The 20,926-nt window shown below is 69.1% G+C and carries 16 protein-coding genes; 9 read left to right on the forward strand and 7 right to left on the reverse strand.

From position 1 onward, the window contains the following. Positions 1 to 191 precede the first annotated feature (191 nt). Positions 192 to 2,003, forward strand: coding sequence for a sigma-54-dependent Fis family transcriptional regulator (locus tag H5411_RS04705; protein ID WP_220816525.1), 1,812 nt, complete (start codon positions 192 to 194; stop codon positions 2,001 to 2,003). 47 nt (positions 2,004 to 2,050) lie between these two features. Here the strand turns inward: H5411_RS04705 and H5411_RS04710 are convergent, their stop codons facing one another. From H5411_RS04710 to H5411_RS04725, 4 genes are read right to left on the reverse strand one after another with little or no spacing between them, the layout of a single operon-like run. Beyond that, positions 2,051 to 3,673 carry a flavin-containing monooxygenase gene (locus H5411_RS04710; protein ID WP_134662679.1) on the reverse strand — a complete coding sequence of 541 codons (1,623 nt, stop codon included), beginning with the start codon at positions 3,671 to 3,673 and terminating at the stop codon, positions 2,051 to 2,053. Positions 3,674 to 3,701: 28 nt separating this feature from the next. Continuing rightward, the gene (locus H5411_RS04715) at positions 3,702 to 4,583 is read right to left on the reverse strand and encodes a crotonase/enoyl-CoA hydratase family protein (RefSeq protein WP_134662678.1); all 882 of its coding nucleotides are present in this window, start codon (positions 4,581 to 4,583) and stop codon (positions 3,702 to 3,704) included. Between the two features lie 14 nt (positions 4,584 to 4,597). Continuing rightward, positions 4,598 to 5,575, reverse strand: a complete 978-nt coding sequence (locus H5411_RS04720) for an NAD(P)H-dependent flavin oxidoreductase (RefSeq protein ID WP_134662677.1) — start codon at positions 5,573 to 5,575, stop codon at positions 4,598 to 4,600. After that, positions 5,576 to 6,475 (reverse strand): SMP-30/gluconolactonase/LRE family protein, encoded by a 900-nt coding sequence (locus tag H5411_RS04725; protein ID WP_134662676.1) that lies wholly within the window; start codon positions 6,473 to 6,475, stop codon positions 5,576 to 5,578. Between the two features lie 178 nt (positions 6,476 to 6,653). Here H5411_RS04725 and H5411_RS04730 point away from each other — a divergent pair, with 178 nt between their 5' ends. Next, complete coding sequence (locus tag H5411_RS04730; protein ID WP_240690603.1) at positions 6,654 to 8,219, forward strand: long-chain-fatty-acid--CoA ligase; 1,566 nt, start codon at positions 6,654 to 6,656, stop codon at positions 8,217 to 8,219. A gap of 17 nt (positions 8,220 to 8,236) precedes the next feature. Then, positions 8,237 to 9,385: an acyl-CoA dehydrogenase family protein gene (locus tag H5411_RS04735; protein ID WP_134662675.1), complete on the forward strand. Its 1,149-nt coding sequence runs from the start codon at positions 8,237 to 8,239 to the stop codon at positions 9,383 to 9,385. A 39-nt stretch (positions 9,386 to 9,424) separates the two neighbouring features. Here H5411_RS04735 and H5411_RS04740 read toward each other — a convergent pair whose 3' ends face one another. Further along, complete coding sequence (locus H5411_RS04740; protein WP_167756556.1) at positions 9,425 to 10,321, reverse strand: LysR family transcriptional regulator; 897 nt, start codon at positions 10,319 to 10,321, stop codon at positions 9,425 to 9,427. 207 nt (positions 10,322 to 10,528) lie between these two features. Here H5411_RS04740 and H5411_RS04745 point away from each other — a divergent pair, with 207 nt between their 5' ends. From H5411_RS04745 to H5411_RS04760, 4 genes are read left to right on the forward strand one after another with little or no spacing between them, the layout of a single operon-like run. Then, the gene (locus H5411_RS04745) at positions 10,529 to 11,821 is read left to right on the forward strand and encodes an MFS transporter (RefSeq protein WP_134662673.1); all 1,293 of its coding nucleotides are present in this window, start codon (positions 10,529 to 10,531) and stop codon (positions 11,819 to 11,821) included. After that, complete coding sequence (locus tag H5411_RS04750; protein WP_134662672.1) at positions 11,800 to 12,600, forward strand: enoyl-CoA hydratase/isomerase family protein; 801 nt, start codon at positions 11,800 to 11,802, stop codon at positions 12,598 to 12,600. The genes H5411_RS04745 and H5411_RS04750 overlap by 22 nt, the downstream gene beginning before the upstream one ends. Further along, the gene (locus tag H5411_RS04755; RefSeq protein WP_167756557.1) at positions 12,597 to 13,796 is read left to right on the forward strand and encodes a CaiB/BaiF CoA transferase family protein; all 1,200 of its coding nucleotides are present in this window, start codon (positions 12,597 to 12,599) and stop codon (positions 13,794 to 13,796) included. The genes H5411_RS04750 and H5411_RS04755 overlap by 4 nt, the downstream gene beginning before the upstream one ends. Further along, positions 13,793 to 14,875 carry a hypothetical protein gene (locus tag H5411_RS04760; RefSeq protein ID WP_134662670.1) on the forward strand — a complete coding sequence of 361 codons (1,083 nt, stop codon included), beginning with the start codon at positions 13,793 to 13,795 and terminating at the stop codon, positions 14,873 to 14,875. The genes H5411_RS04755 and H5411_RS04760 overlap by 4 nt, the downstream gene beginning before the upstream one ends. 101 nt (positions 14,876 to 14,976) lie before the next feature. On the opposite strand, the gene H5411_RS04765 is transcribed toward H5411_RS04760, so the two are convergent. Continuing rightward, a complete protein-coding gene (locus tag H5411_RS04765; RefSeq protein WP_134662669.1) occupies positions 14,977 to 15,774 on the reverse strand; it encodes an enoyl-CoA hydratase/isomerase family protein in 798 nt (265 codons plus the stop codon). A 169-nt stretch (positions 15,775 to 15,943) separates the two neighbouring features. On the opposite strand from H5411_RS04765, the gene H5411_RS04770 reads away from it, so the two are divergent. Beyond that, positions 15,944 to 17,665, forward strand: a complete 1,722-nt coding sequence (locus H5411_RS04770; RefSeq protein WP_134662668.1) for an AMP-binding protein — start codon at positions 15,944 to 15,946, stop codon at positions 17,663 to 17,665. Beyond that, on the forward strand, positions 17,662 to 19,701 hold the full coding sequence (locus tag H5411_RS04775; RefSeq protein WP_134662667.1) for an oxidoreductase: 2,040 nt from the start codon (positions 17,662 to 17,664) through the stop codon (positions 19,699 to 19,701). Before H5411_RS04770 ends, H5411_RS04775 begins: the two co-directional genes overlap by 4 nt. Positions 19,702 to 19,760: 59 nt before the next feature. On the opposite strand, the gene H5411_RS04780 is transcribed toward H5411_RS04775, so the two are convergent. Beyond that, entirely contained in the window at positions 19,761 to 20,918 is a 1,158-nt protein-coding gene (locus tag H5411_RS04780; protein WP_134662666.1) for an acyl-CoA dehydrogenase family protein, read from the reverse strand. Between the last annotated feature and the right edge of the window lie 8 nt (positions 20,919 to 20,926).

Here is a 20,926-nt window from a genome sequence, read left to right on the forward strand (position 1 = left end):
CTTGATCTCTCTGAGTAGCTTTCAGGCCCGCGGAGATACGCTGCATTGATCGCAAGGTGTCGCGCGTCGGCGCTCGAGATGCCGAGGCGGCGAAGTGTGTCTCGATTTCGGACAGTTCCTTGACACCGTGTTCTGGTTGGCTGTCCGGGTTAAGCTTGACCAGGCCTTCGTCAATGGTGAAGGGGGCGCCGATGCACCGGAATGGGCAGGCAGCCGGGCTGCGCGGCGAGCGGGAGCGGCTGCTCGACGGGGCGCTGGACGACCATGCTGACTCGTCGTTCCGTCAGGAGATCATGTCTTCCTGGCAGCGGTGCAAGCTGGTCGGGGTGCGTCCGACCAGCGAGGAGGTGCCCTATCAGGCCGAGTTCGAGCGGCCGAACCGGTTGCTGCGCGCGGCGGGGCCGGTGATCGACCGGCTTGCCGAGCAGCTGGAGGACGGGCCGGTGTCGATTCTGCTGGCGGACTCGGAAGCGCAGATCGTCGAGCGCCGCGCCGGGAGGCGGGAGCTTGCGGACGCGCTCGACAAGGCGCTGGTCTCTCCGGGTTTTCTCTACGCTGAGGAGTTCACGGGCACGAACGGGATCGGCACCGCGCTCGAGGCGGCGACGCCGTTCATGGTCTCGGGGGCCGAGCATTTCCGGGAGAATCTGCAGGAGTTCACCTGCGTCGGATCGCCGCTGAAGCATCCCATCACCGGGAAGGTCGAGGGCGTTCTGGACGTCACCTGCCGGGTAGGGGACACGCACGGGGTGATGAAGCCGCTGGTGCTCGCCGCGGTGCGGGAGATCGAGTCGAGGATGTACGCGGACGCTTCGCGCCGTGAGCAGCTGCTGCTCGAACACTTCCTGCGGGCCAATCGCCGGGCGACCTCGGCAGTGCTGTCGCTCAACGAGGACGTGGTGGTCGCGAACACGGCCGCGTCGGCTTTGGTGGATTTGTCGGATCAGGCTGTGCTGTGGGAGTGGGCGTGCCGGGTTCTCGGAGCGCGCGACGAGTACACGGGCGAGGTCCAGTTGGCCGGTGACGTGGTCGCGCTTGCGCGGGCCACTCGGGTCGGGGAGAAGGGCGCGCCGGCGGGAGTGCTGGTGGAGATCCGTCCTCAGTCGGTGGCGGACGGCCGGGCGACGACCGCCCGGCGGTCGCCGGGCCGGAAGCGGGCTCCGGTGGATGGCCAGTTGCCGGGCCGCAGCGTCGCGATGCGGCGGCTGCGCGACGACCTTGCGGCGGCAATGGGCGAAGAACGACCGCTGCTGGTGTGCGGCGAGCCCGGCTCGGGAAAGCTGCATGTCGCTCAGCATCTGCATCAACGTCGCGCGGATCGCGACCAGCTCACCGTTCTCGACGCGGTGGTCGCGCCGGACGATCCGGGCGGCTGGCTCGCCCGGGTGCGCCAGGTGCTCGCCGACGGCGGCACGCTGGTGCTCCGGCACCTCGATCGGCTCGAGCCGGGGCTGGTCGATCGGATGGCGGCGGTCGTCGACGACGCTCCGCCGGGCAGGGTGATCGCCACGGCCCGCTGCCGGGGCGGTTCGGATCCTTCCGGACGCCTGCTGGACCACTTTCCCTTCTCGCTCACGGTCCCGCCGCTGCGGTACCGGTCGGAGGACATCGCGGATCTCGCGCCGGTGCTGCTGGCCGCGCATACGGGCCAACGGCCGGTTCCGCGGCTGCTGCCGGGCACGGTCCGTGCGCTCGAGGCGCTGGATTGGCCTGGCAACGTCCGCGAACTGGAGGCGGTGCTGGCGACGGCGGTGCGCCGCTGCCTGGGGTCGGACATCAGCCAGGAGCATCTGCCTCCGGAATATCGCTCCGGCACCCGGGCTGGCGCCGCGTCTTTGGAGCGCGCCGAACGGGCCGTGGTGCTGGAGGCGCTGGTCGAGACCCGCGGGAACAAACTCGCCGCGGCCGAGCGGCTCGGGATCGCCCGGTCGACGCTGTACCGGAAGATGCGCACGCTGGGGATCGACGAGAAGCACCTGCCGGGCGCGGCGCGGCCGCGCTGACGACCAGAACGGCCCGGACGGAATGTCCGGGCCGTTCTCGTAGCGGATCAGCTGAAGTCGTATTCGCGGTATCCGGCGTCCTTCACCTCGGTCCACTTGCCGAAGTAGGCGGGAACGCCGCCGGAGTAGTTCAGCATCTGCGCGGGCTTGCCGGGGACGTTGGCGCCCCAGTACCACGACCGGGCCTTGGGGAACAGCGATCCTTCGAACAGTTCGTCCACGTGCGCGCCCCAGTCCTTTTCGGCGTCGTAGGCCGATTCGAAGCGGGTGTGCCCGTTTTCCCGGACGTGTTCGAGGAACTCGACCACGACGTCGCCCTGGTATTCGGCGGAGGTGGGGCCGTTGCAGAAGCCGGACGGGCTCTGCGGTCCGTAGAGGAACAGCAGGTTCGGGAACCCGGCGGTGGACAGGCCCATGAAGGTGTCGACCCGGTTCGCCCACTTCTCCTGCAGCCGCTCGCCGTTCGCCCCGCGGATGTCGATCGCGAGGATGCCGCCGCGGTTGTTGTCGAAGCCGGTGGCCAGTGCGATGACGTCGCACTCGATCAGCCCGTTCTTCGTCACCACGCCCGTCGGAGTGACTTCGAGGACGGGTTCGGCGTTCTGGTCGACCAGCCGGACGTTGTCCTGGTTGAACACGTCGAAGTAGTTCTGTTCCAGGGCGGGGCGTTTGACGCCGAACGGGTGCGGCGGCTCGGCCGGGGCGAGGAGTTCGGCGGTGGCCGGGTCGTGCACGCGGCCGTGGACCTTTTCCCGCCAGAAGTCGTAGAAGGTCCGATTCGCCTCTTCGTCGGCGAGCAGGTCCTGGTACATGCCCAGCCACAGCGGGAAGCCGCCGTCGGCCCAGAACTTCTCGTAGGTGGCGCGGCGTTCGCCGGGGGAGACCTCGGAGGCGTTCGCGGGCATGAAGTCGAAGTCGAATCCGGCGAAGGCCTCGTACCGGGTCGTGAATCGTTCCGGGAGATCAGTGCGGATCTCGTCGTTGTCGGTGCGGTCGAGCTGGCGTTGCCGCATGGGCAGCGCGAGGTTCGGGGTGCGCTGGAAGACCGTGACCTCCGCGGCGTCGCGGGCGGCTTCCTGGACGACCTGGACGCCGCTGGCTCCGGTGCCGATGACCACGACCCGTTTGCCTGTCATGTCGAGACCCTCCTGCGGCCAGCGCGCAGTGTGGTGGCATTCACCGGCGAAGGTGTCCAGGCCGGGGATGTTCGGGTAGAGGGGTTTCGCGCCGAAGCCGGTGGCGATGATGACGTTGCGTGCCTTCTGCTGCTTGCCGTCGGAGGAGTGCACCGTCCATTCGCGACGGTCCTCGTCCCATTCGGCGCGGTCGGCGAAGGTGTTGAATTCGATGTCGCGGGTGAGGTTGAGCTTGCGGTTGATGTGGTCGAAGTAGTCGCGGACGCCGGCGTAGTCCGGGTACCGTTCGGTGAAGTCGTAGTCCTTCCAGAGTCCCTTGTGGGAGAACTGGTAGATGTGGCCGACGGTGTCGGTGCGGGCGCCGGGGTAGCAGTTCCACCACCAGATGCCGCCGAGGCCGCCGGCGGCGTCCCAGACCTTGACGGTGAAACCGAGGTCTCGCAGCCGGTCGAGCTGGTAGAGGCCGGAGAATCCGCCTCCCACGACCAATACGTCGAGTAGATCGGTCCGGGCGGGCGACTTCGCTGTCGTCATTGCACTCTCCTTTGTGGATCGAGACTGTTCAGTGCGGTTGGGTCCACTCGTCGTAGAACGGCGGAAGATCTGTCGAGGCGCGGGTTGTGAAGGCCGGCGGGCGTTTCTCGCGGAACGCGGCGACGCCTTCGGCTCCGTCGGCGATGCTCGTGTAGAACATCGCCAGCGAGTCGATCCGGTGGGCGTCCGCTGGGTTGGGCATGGCCGAGTTGCGGTACATCATCTGGCGCGTCAGGGCAGTGCCGACGGCTGAGCGGTCGCGGGTCCAGCGGTCGGCGAGTGCGCGCGCCGCGGGGATCAGGTCGCCGGGTTCGTGCACGGAGCGGGCGAGCCCGTGCCCGACGGTCTGGTCCGCGGTCAGGATTTCCGCCGAGTAGACGAGATCCAGCGCGGCGGGCATGCCGACGATCCGCGGGAGGAACCACGTCGAGGCCGCTTCAGGCGTGATGCCCAGCCGGCCGAACACCAGGCCGAAACGGGCGTCGGCGGACACCAGCCGGGCATCCATCGCGAGCGTCATCGTCGCTCCGATCCCCACCGCCGCACCGTTGATCGCGGCGATGACCGGTTTGCGGCACGCGTGCACGGCGAGCGTGACCCGGCCGCCGGTGTCGCGGACCCGGCGCAGCGCGGGATCGGACAGGTCGGCGAGGTCGGAGATCGTCGGGCTCCGGGTTTCGTCGAGGCCGAAGACATTGCCCGGGCTGGTGAGGTCCATCCCGGCGCAGAACGCGCGTCCGGCCCCGGTGACGATGACCGCCCGCACGTCGTCGCGGTCGTTGATTTCGGTGAAGGTGGCTTCGAGTTCGTCGGCCATCTCCACGGTGAAGGCGTTGAGCTGATCGGGCCGGTCCAGGGTGACGGTGAGGATGCCGTCGTCGACGTCGTGTCGCACAGTGTGCGGTTGCACTGGTTCTCCTTGGGTCAGGTGAGGGTCGAGGGCAACCGGTCGCGCATGATTTCCTCGGCGCGGGCGACGATGCCGGCGACGATGTCGGAGCAGCTCGCGACGGAGTCGATCAGTCCCTGGGACTGGCCTGCCCACCACATGCCGTCGTCCATCCGGCCGTCTCGCAGCACGCGGCTGCGCCCTCGGGCTCCGGAAGCGAGCTCGGCGACGTCGTCGAAGGTCGCTCCGGGCCGGCGCGACCGGGTGGCGATTTCTTCGGAGATCGCGTTGCGCGCGACCCGTGCGGTGTTGTTGAACTCGCGGAACACCAGCTGGGTCGAGCGTTCGTCGTTGGCGACGATCTGCCGTTTCACGTTGTCGTGCACCGGTGCTTCGGCGCTGGCGACGAACCGGGTGCCCATGTTGACGGCGCTGGCGCCCAGTGCCAGGGCGGCGACGAGGCCCGCGCCGTCGGCGAAGCCGCCGCTGGCGATCAACGGGACGCCGATTTTGCGTGCCGCTGCGGGGATGAGCACCAGCCCGGGGACGTCGTCGTTGCCAGGGTGTCCCGCGCATTCGAATCCGTCGATGCTGACGGCGTCCACGCCGAGTGTCTCCGCCTTGAGCGCGTGGCGCACGGTCACCGCCTTGTGGATGACCTTGACCCCGGCCGCCTTGAACGCCGCGAGGTGTTCGACGGGGTTGCTTCCGGCTGTCTCGACGATCCCGATGCCGCTGTCGATGATCGCGTCGCGGTACTCGTCGTAGGCGATCGGCGTCAGGGTGGGCAGGATGGTGAGGTTGACGCCGAACGGCCGGTCGGTCAGGTCCCGGCAACGCTGGATTTCCTTGACGAGCGCTTCCGGCGTGGGTTGCGTCAGCGCGGTCAGGAAGCCGAGCGCTCCGGCGTTCGCCACCGCGGAAATCAAGTCCGCGGTGCCGACCGCCGTCATTCCGCCGCACACGATCGGGTGCTCGATGCCGAAGGTCTCGGTGAATCGCGTCGTGATCATTCACGGCATCCCGGCGTGCGGAACGTCCACCCGGACCGCGTGGACTTGTCCTTCGCGTGCGGCGGACCGGGCCGCTTCGTCGAAGTCGGGTGCGACGCAGAGGAACAGCGTCTTTCCGTCGTCGCCGCCGAGCCCGACCGCGAACACGCCGTTGGGCGCGGTGCTGACCTCGTCGAGGATCTCGCCGCCTTCGGCGATGCGCACGGCCCGCTGGTGCGCGCAGTCGGCGACCCAGATCGCTCCCTCGGCGTCCATGGTCAGTCCGTCGGGAACGATCGTGGCTCCCTCGATCCGCTTTTCCCACTTGGGCTCTTCGCCCGGGTCGCCGTAGGCGGCGAAGTCGCGGCGCGGGCCGAGGGTGCCGTCGGCGCGGATGTCGAACGCGGACACCCGGTTGCCGAAGAGTTCGTTCACGATCAGCGTTGTGCCGTCCGGCGAAATGACCATGCCGTTCGGAAAGGACAGTCCTTCGGCGACCGTCCGCGAGGTGCCGTCGGTGTCGACGAGGATCACGGAGGCGAATTCGTGGTCGGCTCCGCCCATCAGGTCGAAGCCGAAATGCCCGACGTAGGCTTGTCCGTTCTTCGCGACCACCATGTCGTTCGCGTGGCCGGTGCAGTGCGCCGAGATGTCGGCGTGCTCGACCAATGTGCCGTCGGGCTCCTGTCGCAGGACTTTGCGGTCCTTCATGGACACGACCAGCATCCGGCCGTCGGGCAGCCAGCCCAGCCCTGAGGGCTGCTGGTCCACGACCGCGACCTGGTCGATGCTGCCGTCGGGGTTCACGGCGTTGACCGTGTACGTGTAAAAGTCGACGAAATAGAGCCTGCCTTCGTGCCAGCGCGGCCCCTCGGTGTAGGTGAAGCCCTTGGCTATCACCGTCGTATCCCGTTGTGCCATCGGCGATCGCTCCTTCGGTGCGGTCCGGAAGTGACTGCCGACACTGTCGGCTGCGATCGGGGCCGGGAACTGTCCTGTTTCGCTACATCCGCGGGAATCGGTTGCACCGTCGCGAAATGGGACAGTTCCCGCCGCCGCGAGCGACGATTCTGATGGCCCGACAACGGAAGGAGCGCGGGTGTTCGGAACGATGATGGACCGCCCTTTGCTCGTCAGCTCGCTGCTGCACCGGGCGGAACGGGTCTTCGGGGATCGCGTGAACGTCAGCTGTGAAAGCGGGGCGGTCCGCCGCGAGTTCACCTACCGCGACCTCGGGTCGTCGGCCCGCCGGCTCGCGGCCGCGCTGCGGAGCCTCGGCGTGCGGGAGGGGAGCCGGGTCGGTTCCCTCGCCTGGAACAGCGACCGGCATTTGGCCGCGTATTTCGCGGTGCCGGGCATCGGCGCCGCGTTGCACACGATCAACCAGCGGATGCCGGCCGAGCACATCGTCTACTCGGTCAACACCGCCGAAGACGAAGCCCTGCTTGTCGAGGCGGACCTGCTGCCGCTCGCGCGGGACATCCTGCCCGCGATGCCGACCGTGCGGCACGTCGTCGTGCTCGGGGAGGCCGACGCCGACCTCCCCGGGGTGCGGACCTGGTCCTTCGACACGCTGGTCGCGGAAGCCGCTGAGCTGAACGAGTTCCCGGAGTTCGACGAACGCACCGCGGCGTCGATCTGCTTCACCTCGGGCACCACCGGCAAGCCGAAGGGCGTCGTCTACACCCACCGCAGCACCGTCCTGCACGCGCTCGCGATCTCGACTGTCGGCGGCGTCGAGGTCTCCGGGGACCGGGCGTATCTGCTCGCGTGCCAGATGTCGCATGTGAACAGCTGGGGCGTGCCCCACGCCGGCCCGTTGCAGGGCGCGCGCCTCGTCCTTCCCGGTCCGCATCCGACCCCGGCCGAATTCCTCCGGCTCATCTCCAGCCAGGCACCGGATGTTCTCGTGGGCGCGCCCGCGGTCGCGGCGCTGATCCGGGACGAGTACCGCGCGCGGCCGCAGGCCTACGACCTGTCGTCGCTGAAGACGTTGTGGATGGGCGGGCAGACCCCGCCCGCAGCCCTGGCTGCCTGGTGGGCGGAACACGGCGTCGCGACCGGAAACGGGTGGGGGATGACCGAAACCTCGCCGATGGGCACCTACTGCGCCGGTCCCGGGCATCAAGGCCCGCCGTTGCCGCTGTTCGAGATCCGGGTGGTCGACGACCAGGGGCGGGAACTGCCGTGGGACGGCCGGTCCGCCGGCGAACTCGAAGCCCGTGCACCGTGGGTGACCGGCAGCTATCTCGGAGCCACCGGTCCGTCGGAATCTTTCCGCGACGGCTGGCTGCGCACCGGCGACGCCGCGGTCATCGCGCCGGACGGCGCGTTGCGGATCAAGGACCGGTTCAAGGACCTGATCAAGAGCGGCGGCGAGTGGATCTCCTCTGTCGAACTCGAGAACCACCTCATGCTGCATCCGGCTGTCCGCGAGGCTGCAGTGATCGGAATCCCGCACGAGAAATGGCAGGAGCGGCCGGTCGCGTGGATCGTGGCCTCCGCAGAAGTCGCCGACGACGTCCTGCGCGAGTACGTGACGGCGAAATTCCCTCGGTACTGGGCACCGGACGCATTTGTGCGCGTCGAGGCGATCCCGAAGACCTCGGTCGGGAAACTCGACAAGGCGGGCATGCGCGAGCGGCAGATCGCTGCACCGCGCTGATATCTCGAAAGGTTCCGATGAAACGCAGTCTCTACAACGAGGACCACGAGGCCTTCCGCGAGTCGATCCGGGGGTTCCTCGCCAAGCACGCCGCACCGCACCTCGACGCGTGGATCGCCGAGCGGGCGGTGCCGCGCGGCTTCTGGCGGGCCTGCGGAGAACAAGGCCTGCTCGGCCTGGAGATCCCCGAGGCGCACGGCGGGATGGCGGCGGGGGACTACCGGTTCAACGCGGTGCTGTTCGAAGAACTCGCCCGGATCAGCATGGCCCTCGGGTCGATGGTCGGCATCCACGCCGACGTCGTGACGCCCTACCTGGTGCGCTTGACCACCGAGGAGCAGCGACGGCGCTGGCTGCCCGGCGTCGCGAGCGGCGACCTGCTCGCGGCCATCGCCATGACCGAGCCCTCGACCGGTTCCGACCTCGCCGCGATCCGGACCCGAGCGGTCCCCGACGGCGACGACTGGGTGCTGAGCGGCGCGAAAACCTTCATCACCAACGGATACTCGGCCGATCTGGTGGTCGTCGCGGCGAGCACGGACCCGGAACGGCGGGCCAAAGGCATCACGCTGTTCGTCGTGGAGGCAGGCATGGCGGGCTTCTCGCGCGGACGGAAACTGGACAAGGCAGGGCAGCCGGAAGCCGACACCGCGGAACTGGCCTTCGACGAGGTGCGGGTTCCGGGCGCGAACGTGCTTGGCACGGTCGGCCAAGGGTTCTTCCACCTCATGGACTTCCTGCCGCAGGAGCGGCTCGGCTGCGCGGTCACGAACCTCGCGCACGCTGCGGCGGTGCTGGAGGAGGAGACGATTCCGTACTGCCGGGAGCGCATGGCGTTCGGTCGGGCGATCGGCTCGTTCCAGCACAACAAATTCCTGCTCGCGGACTTGGCGACCCGGGTGGAGGTGACCCGCGCCTACCTGGACGAATGTGTTCGCGCGCACTGCGCCGGTGAACTCACGCCGACCGAAGCGGCCAAGGCGAAATGGTGGAGTTCTCAGGTGCAGAACGACATTCTCGACCACTGCGTGCAGCTGCACGGCGGATACGGCTACATGGACGAGTACCGGGTTTCCCGCGCCTGGCGCGACGCCCGGGTCACGAAGATCTGGGCGGGCAGCAACGAAATCATGAAGGAACTCGTGGGGCGCGAACTGGGGTTCTGAGTCCGGTTGCGGCGGACGGGCCCGCCATGCCGGGCACAATCAGTCCACAGTGGGCAGAAGGTCTTCGGCTGTGCGCAAGACTGTCCGCAATGCCGGCGAGCGGTCGTCGCTGCGCCAGATCAGGTAGACGATCAGCGGCGGAGCCGGTTCGGCGAGTTCGCGGACGCGGACTCCGTCGAGGGGCAGGTGGGTGAGCGCGCCGGCCATGGTGAAGTGCAGGCCGACGCCGGCGGAGACGAGGGTGATGCTCGTCCACGTGTCGGGGGAGGTCTGCACGAACCGGACGGCGAATCCGGCGGCCTGGCAGCGTTCGACGAGGATGTCGCGGATCGCGGAGCCGAACGACTCGGGGAAGGCGATGAAGGGTTCGCCCCGGAAGTCGGCGAAGCGGATCCGTTCCGCGTCGGCGAGCGGGTGGCCCGCCGGGATCGCGACGACGCACCGGTCGCGGGAAACGGCGCGGCTCGACACGCCTGCGGGCGGGCGGGGGAATCGGGCCAGCGCGAGATCGGTCTGGTTGTGCAGCAGGTCGGAGACGGCCACTTCGCCGTAGCGGCCCGGCTGGAGCTCAAGGTCGATTCCCGGGTGCTGTTCCCGGACGGTGCGGGCGAGTTCGCCGACGGCCTGCTGTGCGGACGGACCGGCGAACACCATCCGGACGCGGCCGATCTGGCCCCGGTCCGCGGCCACGACCGATGCGCGGGCCTCCGCCTCCAGTTCCAGCATCGCGCGTGCCCGCTCCACCAGGGCGGCACCGGCCGGGGTGATCTCCACGCGGCGAGTGGATCGTTCGAACAGCCGGACCCCGAGGTCGGCCTCGAGCGCCCGGACGATCCGGGTCAGGTGCGGCTGCGCGAGGTGGAGGCTCTGCGCGGCGCGGCCGAAGTGCAGGTGCTCCGCGACCGCCGTGAACGCCCGCAGCTGCTGCAGGTCCATCGCGCCTCCCATTGATGCCGATCCGGCAACAGTAACACCGATTTGCGTATTGGACTTGCATCACTCGGAGCCGCATCATCGAAGCAGGGCACAGTTCGCCGGGACCCGGCGCGACAGCCGAGAAAGTGCATCAGACGCGACCTGGACGACTTCTCTTTCCCTTGCTCACGGCGGCGATAAGCTGCCATCAATTGCGAAGGCTCAACGATGAGCGCAAACCCCGCAAGAATTTCCTCGTCTCCCTATCGCTGGTTTATTCTGTTCGCCTGCTGGTTTTCCTTCACGCTGACTTCCGTCGACCGTTCGACGTGGGGGCCGGCCTCGGTATTCGTCGGCGAAAGCCTCGCGGTTCCGCTTGCCGGGCTCGGTGTGTTCGCGACCGCCTACTACGTCGGATACGTGGTTTCCAACGCGCTCGGCGGCATCGGCACCGACCGCTTCGGCGGCCGGGTCATGCTGACGATCGCGCTGCTGGGCGCCGGTGCGTTCATGACCGTGTTCGGCTCCACGGCCTCGGCCGGCGTGGGCATAGCGGTCCAGGCCGTCATCGGGTTGTTCGCGGGCGCCGAGTACTCCGCCGGGATCAGGCTGATCACGAGCTGGTTCCCGCCCGAGCGCCTCGGCTTGCCGATGGGCGTGTACACGACGGCAACGTCGCTCGGGACGGCGGTCGCCAACACAGTCGTGCCGGCGTTGATCGCCTGGCACGGCTGGCAGACCTCCTATCACTTCTTCGGGGCCGTGTCGATGGTCACCGCGGTCGTGCTGTTCTTCCTGCTGCGCAAGGGAAAGGAAGCTCGCGCTGCCGCCGGCCGGACGGGGCCGGGGGTCGGGCGCAGCGCGCTGAGGCTGTTCGGCAACCGCAACTTCCTGCTGGTCTGCGTGATCGGGTTCGCCGGACTCTGGGGCCTGTACGGGTTCGTCACGTGGGCGAACGCCCTCATGATCCGGGGCTACCACGTAAGCCCGGAGCTCGCGGGCGCGGTCGTCGCGATCTTCGCGATCACGGCGGTGGTGGTCAAACCCGTGATCGGGTTCGTCGCGGACAAGGTGTTCCGCGGCGCGCGCAAGGTTCCGGTGATCGTTTTGCTGGGCGCGTTCGCGGCGGCGCTGACGGTGTTCGCGAACCTGGGCAGCGCGACGGGGTTCTTGTGGTTCGCTCCGGTGCTCGGAGCGGTCGCCTACGGCTGGACACCGCTGCTCGTCGCGCTGCTTCCGGGACTCGTTCCCCGTGCGGTGATCGGGTTCGCGTCCGGCCTGGCCAACGCGGTCTGGCAACTCGGCGCGGTGCTGGTCCCGGTCGTGGTCGGGGCGGTCTTCGCCGGCACGCGCTCGTTCGAGGCCGCGCTTTTCACGCTGGCGCTCGGTCCGCTGCTCGGGTTGCTGGCAATGATCTTCATGAAACTTCCCCGGGCCGGGTCCCGGGCCTCGGAACTCGATCCGGCTGATGCCGGAAACACGAAGGAAAAGGGAGAACCATGGCAGTCCGCTACGCAGTGAACGGCGCCGTCGCCGAGATCACCATCGACCGGCCGGAATCGCTGAACGCGATCGATTCGAAGACCTACCGGGAACTCGACGACGCGTTGCTCGAAATGGAGAAGGACCGCGAGGTCCGCGTCGCCATCTTGACCGGCGAGGGCGACCGCGCGTTCTGCGCGGGCGCGGACCTGAAGGAAATGGACCGGCGGTCGGCTCCGCTGGAGGGCGAATGGCGGCCGTGGGTGCCCAACCGAGCCCAGCTCGGCCGGATGGGCACCTCCGACCTCGGGCTCGGCACCTCCAAGCCGGTCATCGCCGCGATCAACGGCTATGCCCTCGCGGGCGGTCTCGAGATCGCCTTGCACTGCGACATCAGGCTCGCCGCGGAGCACGCGGAGTTCGGATTCCCCGAGGTGAAGTGGAATCTGCTCCCCGGTTACGAGGCGTACCGCCTGCCCCGGGTCATCGGCTTGTCGCACGCCATGGAGCTTCTGCTGACCGGCCGGTTCTTCGACGCGCGGGAGGCGCTGCGGCTGGGTCTCGTGAGCCGGGTCGTCCCCGGGGAGGAACTGCTCGCCGCGGCACGGTCCGTCGCGGCGGAGATCTGCCGGAACGGGGACCTCGCGGTGCGGATGACCAAAGAGATGGTCCAGCGCGGCCTCGATTCTTCCCAGGACGACCATTTCCGATACCTGCAGCTGCACTACGACATCCTCGACAGCACCGCGGAGCAGCGGGAAGGGATCCGGGCGTTCACCGAACGGCGGACGCCGGGCTACGCGCGGGTGACCGAGTGAGGCCGGCCCGCCCGGCGCGGGACGCAGGCCCGCTCGCCGGGATCCGGGTGCTCGACCTGACCCGCGTGCTGTCCGGGCCGTACGCGACGATGGCGCTGGGAGACCTCGGTGCGGACGTCGTCAAGGTGGAAAAACCGGGCAGCGGCGACGACGCTCGCGAGATCACCCCCAAGGTGAACGGTCTGAGCCACTACTTCGCGAGCCTCAACCGGAACAAGCGCAGCGTCGAACTCGACCTGTCGTCGGCGGAAGGCCGGGAGCTGTTCTTCGCGCTCTGCGCGGAAGCCGACGTGGTGGTCCAGAATTTCCGGCACGGGCAGGCCGCGGCGTGGGGGATCGGCTACGAGGACGTCCGCGGCCGCAACCCGCGAGCGGTCTACTGCTCGATCTCCGGGTTCGGGGAAACCGGCGAACTCGCCGGAAAGCCGTCCTTCGACGTCGTCGGGCAGGCCATGAGCGGGGCGATGAGCCTGAACGGCGAGCCGGACGGACCGCCGCTGAAGTTCGGGATTCCCCTCGGCGACCTCGCCGTCGGCTCGGACGCTGTCCGCGGGATCCTGGCCGCGCTGGTTCGCCGGTCCGTCACCGGCGAGGGCGCGCACGTCGAGGTGAACCTCTTCGCTTCCCTGCTGGCCCTGACGACCTACCACGCGTCGAACTACCTCTGCACCGGGCGTGTCCCGATGCGGCTCGGCAACAGCCACCACGCGGCCCCATTCGGCGTTTTCGCCGTCGAGGACGGACATGTGGCGATCGCCGCGTGGAACGACAAGTTCTGGCGCAAGCTCTGCACGGCGTTGGACTTGCCCGGCCTAGCCGACGACGACCGGTTCAAGCGGTACTCCGATCGCCAGGTCCACCGCGCCGAATGCGACGCGGCCGTCGCCGAGGTCGCGGCCCGCCACACCCGGGCCGCGCTCATCCGGCGGCTCGAAGCGCACGACGTGCCGTGCGGGCCAGTGCTCGACGTCGCCGAGGCGGTCGAGCTGGCCCGGAGCATTTCGCCGGGGCTGATCGCCGGCGTGGACTCGCCGCACGCCGGGCATCTGGAGATGGTGGGCAGCCCCGTCGTGTTTGACGGCCGGGCCGCCGCGGTCGCGGTGCCGCCTCCTGCCCTCGGGCAGCACAACGAAGAAATCCTCGGCCGGGTCGCCGCGTCGGCGCCCCGGGCGAATGCCGAAGGGAAAATCGCATGATCGTGGCACAGCCGAAAGACGACTCCGAACGCGCGCTCATGCGGGACAGCGACTTCGCGAGCGCGTTCTGGTCGCGGCTCTGGATCGGAGTGCAGCTCACCATTCTGCGGGAGCGCGGCGAGGGAGATCTGGTCGAAGCGACCTTCCAGCGGCTCCGCCGGCACCAGCGCAGCCACTTCCTCCCCGGCCTGGACAAGCTCGGCATCGACCGGACGCTGCCGGCCGCGGTTGTCGCGGCGCGCTACCACTACCTGTCCAACATGCTGGGCGGGATGGCGATGGAGTACGTCGAGGAGAGCCCGCGAAAGGTGTGGATCCGGTACCTGCCGCCCGCCTATACCTGGCCGGGAAACGCTTTGTTCGCCGTGCCGCCCTCGGTGCAGCGGACGATGTTCAAAGCCTGGCACCCGTTCAACGGGGAATCGCTCGGGAATCCGCGCCTCGGATTCGTCGTCACGAAGCTTTATCAGGAGGGCGGCCCGTGCGACGAGGGCTACTTCCAGGAGTACGACCACGATCTGGCTCCGGAGGAACGCATCCAGTTCCGTCCGGTGCTGTCCTCGCCGGAATTCGATCCCGGCAAGGCACCGGCCCTCGATCCGTCCCGGTGGCCGCTGCCGCGGATCGCCAAGGCCAAACGCAAGTGGTCGCGCGAGATGTTCGAGGACGTCATCCGGTGCACGCTCGAGATGTACAACGTCGACCGCACGGCCGCGCTGCTCGCGCACACCTGCCGGCTGTTCGCGATCCAGTACTTCGGCGAAATTCGGGATCACGTCGGAGTAACCGGCGCAGAGGCGGCCGATTTCGCGAAGATCTTTGCCCGGCTCGGGGAACTCACAGGGGAGAAGATCTCCGTTAGCAAGGAGAGCCCCGGCCTGGTACGGGTCCAGCGGACGACGGGTCTCTTCGGCGCCGCAGTCCCGGCTGCGGTGTACGAAGCGCTTTTCGAATTCGTCAAGACATCCGCGCGGATTCATAACGCGCGGATGACGGTCGGACTCGCGTCGGTGATGTGCACTGGCGGCGAGCATCGCGAGGAATGGCTGATCGAGGACGCGCCCGGCGAGGAGCGTTAGCAGGTCGGGTGGTGAGTCCGCCGCGGGAACCTCTCGGCTCGCGCGGCGGACTGCCGACAAGTGTCCACTGTGGTGAGCGGACTTGTCGGAATCCCGGGCTGCTACTGGGAGAAGCTCGGAGTGCGCTTTTCGAGGAAGGCGTTCACGCCTTCGATTCCTTCCGCGGTAGCGACGATCTTGGTGATCGTGGCGGCTTCGTCGTCGAGCTGGGTCGCCAGATCCCGCTGCGCTGCCGCGGCGACAAGGCGTTTGGTTTCCGCGTAGGCCCGCGCGGGGCCGGCGAGCAGCCCCGCGACCACCTCGTCGGTGACGCGGTCCAGTTCGGCTGCCGGGACGGCGCGGCTGACCAGACCGTGTTGTGCGGCCTCGGCCCCGGTCAAAGCTCGGTTCGTCAGTGCGAGGTCCAGCGCACGCGCCGGTCCCAAGCGCCGCGCCAGCAGCCAGGTCGAACCGCAATCGGGGCTGAGCCCCGCCGCGGTGTAGGCGACCTGCAGCTTGGCTTCGGCGGCCATCAGCACGATGTCCGCCGCCAGCGCGACCCCGATCCCGCCGCCGGCCACGGTGGCGTGGATGGCGCTGACCACGGGAACGGGTGTGTTCGCGAGCGTGAGAATCGCCTGGTGGAGGTCCTGCGCGAGAGCGCCCACCTCCTGTCCGCGGTCAGCGGCGGCCGCGAATTCGCGGAGGTCTCCTCCTCCGGAGAAGGTGCGGCCCTTGGCGCGCAGGAGGACCACCCTGACCGTCCCGTCGTGTGCGCCGGCGGCGACCCGGTCCGCGGCTTCCCGCAGTGCGCGGCCGGTCGCCATGTCCAAGGCGTTGGCCGGTGGCCGGTTCAGGGTGATCCGGGCGAGCCCGTCCGCGAGGTCCCATTCGACGCGGTCTTCCAGCACTTCAGGCATAATTTCCGGCCCTCTCCAAGATCGAGTTGCGTACTACCGTTTGGACGGTATGCCGACCGATACTACTAAAACCCGACCGATGAGTTGATTATCAGTCTCGTAGTTCGTACTGTTGTCCCATCAGTCCAGAAGAGCCGTCGAGGCTCGTCGAGGCACACAGGAGGCGCTCATGGCGGAGCGCGGGCAGGGAGATCCCCTTGGCGGGGCGGTCGACCGGCGCGTCCGGGCGGACCGGATGCCGGGCGACCCCGCTGAATTGCGCGGGCTCGGGTGGTGGCGCGACCGCACAGTGGTCGACGACTTCCTGGAGCATTCCGCGCGGCAGCCCGGCAAGACGGCGGTCGTGTCGCGCCGCGGCGACCGGAACGCGGAGTCGTTCACCTACCGGGAGTTCGCCGGGATCGTGGACCGGTTCGCGTCGGTGTTGCTGGAACTCGGCGTGCGGCCCGGGGAAGCGGTGTCGTTCCAGCTGCCGAACTGGTGGCAGTTCGCCGCGGTGCACCTGGCGTGCGGACGGATCGGGGCGGTGAGCAATCCGGTCCTGCCCATCCTGCGCAGCCGGGAAGTCGCGTTCATCTGCGACCGGCTCCGCTCCCGGGTCCTGATCACGCCCGGGACGTTCCGCGGTCACGACTACGCCGCGATGGCGGCCGGGATAGCGGCAAGTGTCGGCACTCTCGAACACGTGCTGGTGGCGGGTGAAGCGCCGGAAGGATTGCCGGGAACCAGACGCCTCGAGGAGTTGGCTGCCGCGGTCGCTGTCGCGCCGAACCTCGATGCGTTGCGGCCGTCGCCGGACGACCCGGCCCAGGTCGGTTTCACCTCCGGAACGACCGGCGAGCCGAAAGGCGTGGTGCACACCTGGAACACGGTGTACGCCGGGATGCGTCCGTCGTACGAGGCCGCGCGCCTCACCCCGGACGACGTGCTGCTGGCCTTCTCGCCGCTGGGGCACACGGTCGGCTTCTACTACGGCGTGACGATGCCGTTCCTCTACGGGATGACGGTGGTGTACCAGGACACCTGGGATCCGGCCGCGGCACTGGAGCTGATCGCGGAGCACGGGGTCACTTGGACGATGGCCGCGCCGACGTTCCTCGCCGACCTCTGCGCCGCCGGCTCCGCCCGGCCGGTGCGGAGCCTGAGCCGGATCAGCTGCGCGGGCGCACCGATCCCGCCGGATCTCGTCGGCCGGGTGCGGGAACGGCTCGGCGCACGGCTGCTGGCGGTGTGGGGCATGACCGAGGTCGGCGCGCTGAGCACGACCCGGCTGGACGACGATCCGCTGCGCGCCGCCGAAAGCGACGGCGGCCCGATGCCGTGGAACGAGCTGAAGATCGCGGACAAGACCGGCCGGGAACTGCCGCACGGACAGGAAGGCCGTCTTCTCGCGCGCGGTGCGTCGTTGCTGGTCGGCTATCACGGGCGGCGCGACCTGCTGGACGCCGCGATCGACGCCGACGGCTGGTTCGACACCGGCGACCTGGCCCGGATGGACGACGACGGCTACATCCGGATCTGCGGGCGTACCAAGGACATCGTGGTGCGCGGCGGCGAGAACGTTCCGGTCGTCGAGGTCGAAGGGGAGCTCGTCCGGCATCCCGCCATCCGCGACGTCGCCGTGGTCGGCGCGCCGGACCCGAGGCTGGGAGAGCGCGCCGTCGCCGTCGTCGTACCGGCAGATCCGCGGCAACCGCCTGATCTGCGAGACCTGCAAGCACATCTGCGTGCCGCCGGCATGGCCACCCAGTTCTGGCCGGAGCACCTCGTGCTCGCCGACTCCTTGCCGCGCACGGCGACCGGCAAGGTGCAGAAGTTCCTCCTCCGTGCCGACGTCGCCGGGGTTTTCGCCGGCGACACCCCGAAAACCACGATCCTGGAGCCGAAGTGACGAACGCCCCCGCCACCGCACATCCGCATCTGCTCGCCCCGCTGCGCGTCGGCGGCACCACCCTCGCCAACCGGATGGTCATGGGTGCCATGCACACCCGGCTGGAAACCCTCGACCGGCCGGTGGAACGGCTCTCCGCCTTCTACGCGGCGCGCGCCCGAGGCGGCGTCGGCCTGATCCTGACCGGCGGGTACGCGCCGCATCCGGACGGGCGAATGGATCCCGAATCCGGCGTCATCGACGACGATCACGAACTCGATTCGCACCGCGCGGTCTGCGAAGCGGTACACGCGGAGGGCAGCGCGATCGTGCTGCAGCTGCTGCACGCGGGCCGGTACGCGAAGGTGCCCGGGTGCGTCGGCCCGTCTTCCGCCCGGGCGCGCATCAACGCGCATGCGCCGCGGGCACTCGACGCGGCCGAGGTCTGGGACGTCGTCGGGCAGTTCGTCCGGTCCGCGGAGCTGGCCAGCGACGCCGGATACGACGGCGTCGAGATCATGGGGTCGGAAGGCTATCTGCTCAACGAGTTCACCTCGCCGCGCACCAACGACCGCTGGGACGAGTTCGGCGGCGACCTGGACGGGCGGCTGCGGCTGCCGGTCGAGATCGTCCGCCGGACCCGCGAGCGGCTGGGGCCGGATTTCCTGCTGGTGTACCGGATTTCCGCGGTCGACCTGGTCGAGGACGGACTGACCGGCGACGAGATCGCCGAACTCGCCCGGCGCGTCGAAGCGGCCGGCGCGGACGTGCTCAACACCGGGGTCGGCTGGCACGAGTCGGCGGTGCCGACCATCGCGGCCAGCGTCCCCCGCGCGGCCTGGACGTTCGCGGTGCGGCGGGTGAAGGACGCGGTGGGCATCCCGGTCATCGCGTCGAACCGGATCAACGACCCGGACGTGGCGGAGGCGCTGCTCGCCGACGGGTCCGCGGACCTGGTGTCGATGGCGCGGCCGTTGCTCGCCGACCCGGACTTCGCGGTCAAAGTCCGCACCGGGCGCACCGACGAGATCAACACCTGCATCGCGTGCAACCAGGCGTGCCTGGACCGCATCTTCACCGACCGCACCGCGTCCTGCATGGTCAATCCCCGTGCCGGGCACGAGATCGAGTTCCTCGCCGAGAAACCCGTGGTGCGGCAGCGCATCGCCGTCGTGGGCGGCGGCCCGGCGGGGATGGCGTTCGCGCTGAACGCCGCCGAACGCGGCCACTCGGTCACGCTGTACGACGCGGCCGAGGAGCTGGGCGGGCAGTGGAACCTGGCCAAGCGCGTGCCGGGGAAGGCGGAGTTCAACCAGGCGATCCGGTACTTCCGGGTCCGGCTGGAGCGGTCCGGAGTGGACGTCCGGCTCGGCAAGCCGGTGGAGGCTGACGAACTCGTCAACGAGGACTACGACGACATCGTCCTCGCCACCGGCGTGCACCCGCGCCGACCGGACATCCCCGGCATCGGCCACGCGAAGGTGGTGTCCTATGCGGACGTCCTTTCCGGACGCGTGACGCCGGGCAAGCGGGTGGCGGTCATCGGCGCCGGCGGCATCGGCTTCGACACCGCCGAGTACCTGGTCGGCAATCCCCGCGTCGCGCTGGAGCCGGAGACGTTCCTGCGGGAATGGGGCGTTGCCGCGCCGGACGCCGGTCTTCGCGGGGATCTCGCCGCACCGGCCGCCGAACCGGAACCGGCGCACGAGGTCACGCTGTTCCAGCGCAAGCCCGAACGCCTCGGCCGCGGGCTGGGCAAGTCGACCGGCTGGATCCTGCGCAGCCGGTTGCGCAAGGCTGGTGTCGCAGAGGTCGCCGGCGCCCGTTACGACGCCATCGACGACGAGGGCCTGCACTACACCGTCGACGGCGAGTCGCGCGTGCATCCGTGCGACACCGTGGTCATCTGCGCCGGACAGGAGAGCGACCGGACTCTCCACAGCGCGCTGTCCGAACGGGGCGTGTCCGCTCGGCTGATCGGCGGCGCGGACGTGGCCGCGGAACTGGACGCTGTGCGCGCGATCGACCAGGCGACTCGCTTGGCCGTGACCATCTGATCTCCCGAAAGACTGGTGCCCCGGCGGAACTTCCGCCGGGGCACCAGTCTTTCCGTTCTTCAGCGCACGGGCAGGCCGAGGTCCTTGCTCACGATGTCCTTCATGATCTCCGTCGTGCCGCCGAAGATGCGCGTGATGCGCGCGTCCGCCCACGCCTGCGCGATCGGGTACTCGGCCATGTAGCCGTAACCGCCGTGCAACTGCACGCCCGAGTCGACCGCCCGGCCTTGCAGTTCCGTGCACCACCACTTGGCCTTGGCCGCGTCGGCCGGGCTCAGCTCGCCTTCGTTGAGGGCAAGGACGCACTGGTCCACGAACGCCTGCGCGACGTCCACTTCGGTTGCCAGCTCCGCTAGCTTGAACCGGGTGTTCTGGAACGATCCGATCGACCGGCCGAACGCATGCCGCGTCTGGACGTAGTCGAGCGTCCACGCCAGCGCGGCGCGTGCGGCAGCCACGCCGTAGACCGCGAGGGACAGGCGTTCCTGCGGCAGGTTCGCGGTCATGTAACGGAAGCCTTCTCCCTCGCTGCCCAGGAGGTTGGCTGCGGGAACCCGTGCGTCGTCGAAGAAGAGTTCGGCGGTGTCCTGGGCGTGCTGGCCGATTTTGACGAGGTTCCGGCCCCGGGTGAAGCCCGGGGTTCCGCGCTCGACGACCAGCAGGCTGACCCCGGAGTGCTTCTTCGCCGAGTCGGTCTTCACCGCGAGGATGATCAGATCCGCGTTGATCCCGTTGGAAATGAAGGTCTTCGCGCCGTTGACGACGTAGTGGTCGCCCTCGCGCCGGGCCGTGGTGGCCATCGACGCGAGGTCGGAGCCGATCCCGGGTTCGGTCATCGCGATCGCGGTCACGGCCTCGCCGGAGCCGATTCCGCCGAGCCAGCGCGCTTTCTGCTCGGGCGTGGTCAGTTCCAGGAAGTACGGCGTGCAGATGTCGGCGTGCAGGGTGAGCCCGAGCCCGGCGGCTGCGGCGCCCGCTCGGGCGGCTTCTTCGCCGCGGACGGCGTTGAACCGGAAGTCGGGCACGCCTCCGCCGCCGTACTCCTCCGGGACGGCGGTGGAGAGCAGTCCGGCTTTCCCCGCCGCGGTGAACAGCTCCCGGGGCAGGATGCCGTCCTGCGCCCACGTTTCCGTGTACGGGACGATCTCGTCCTCGACGAACTGCCGCACGGTGGCGCGGTAGTCCTCGTGTTCGGTGTCCCACAGTGTCCGTCGCATGTCTGGTC

The sequence above is a fragment of the Amycolatopsis echigonensis genome (assembly GCF_014174495.1).
GTDB lineage: Bacteria > Actinomycetota > Actinomycetes > Mycobacteriales > Pseudonocardiaceae > Amycolatopsis > Amycolatopsis echigonensis.

Bases quoted from the DNA above. Each gene is read 5' to 3' on its own strand.
- H5411_RS04720 (WP_134662677.1), bottom strand. From the start codon at position 5,575: ATGATCACGACGCGATTCACCGAGACCTTCGGCATCGAGCACCCGATC.
- H5411_RS04740 (WP_167756556.1), bottom strand. From the start codon at position 10,321: ATGGACCTGCAGCAGCTGCGGGCGTTCACGGCGGTCGCGGAGCACCTG.
- H5411_RS04745 (WP_134662673.1), top strand. From the start codon at position 10,529: ATGAGCGCAAACCCCGCAAGAATTTCCTCGTCTCCCTATCGCTGGTTT.
- H5411_RS04725 (WP_134662676.1), bottom strand. From the start codon at position 6,475: ATGGCACAACGGGATACGACGGTGATAGCCAAGGGCTTCACCTACACC.
- H5411_RS04760 (WP_134662670.1), top strand. From the start codon at position 13,793: ATGATCGTGGCACAGCCGAAAGACGACTCCGAACGCGCGCTCATGCGG.
- H5411_RS04710 (WP_134662679.1), bottom strand. From the start codon at position 3,673: ATGACGACAGCGAAGTCGCCCGCCCGGACCGATCTACTCGACGTATTG.
- H5411_RS04705 (WP_220816525.1), top strand. From the start codon at position 192: ATGCACCGGAATGGGCAGGCAGCCGGGCTGCGCGGCGAGCGGGAGCGG.
- H5411_RS04770 (WP_134662668.1), top strand. From the start codon at position 15,944: ATGGCGGAGCGCGGGCAGGGAGATCCCCTTGGCGGGGCGGTCGACCGG.
- H5411_RS04765 (WP_134662669.1), bottom strand. From the start codon at position 15,774: ATGCCTGAAGTGCTGGAAGACCGCGTCGAATGGGACCTCGCGGACGGG.
- H5411_RS04735 (WP_134662675.1), top strand. From the start codon at position 8,237: ATGAAACGCAGTCTCTACAACGAGGACCACGAGGCCTTCCGCGAGTCG.
- H5411_RS04750 (WP_134662672.1), top strand. From the start codon at position 11,800: ATGGCAGTCCGCTACGCAGTGAACGGCGCCGTCGCCGAGATCACCATC.
- H5411_RS04780 (WP_134662666.1), bottom strand. From the start codon at position 20,918: ATGCGACGGACACTGTGGGACACCGAACACGAGGACTACCGCGCCACC.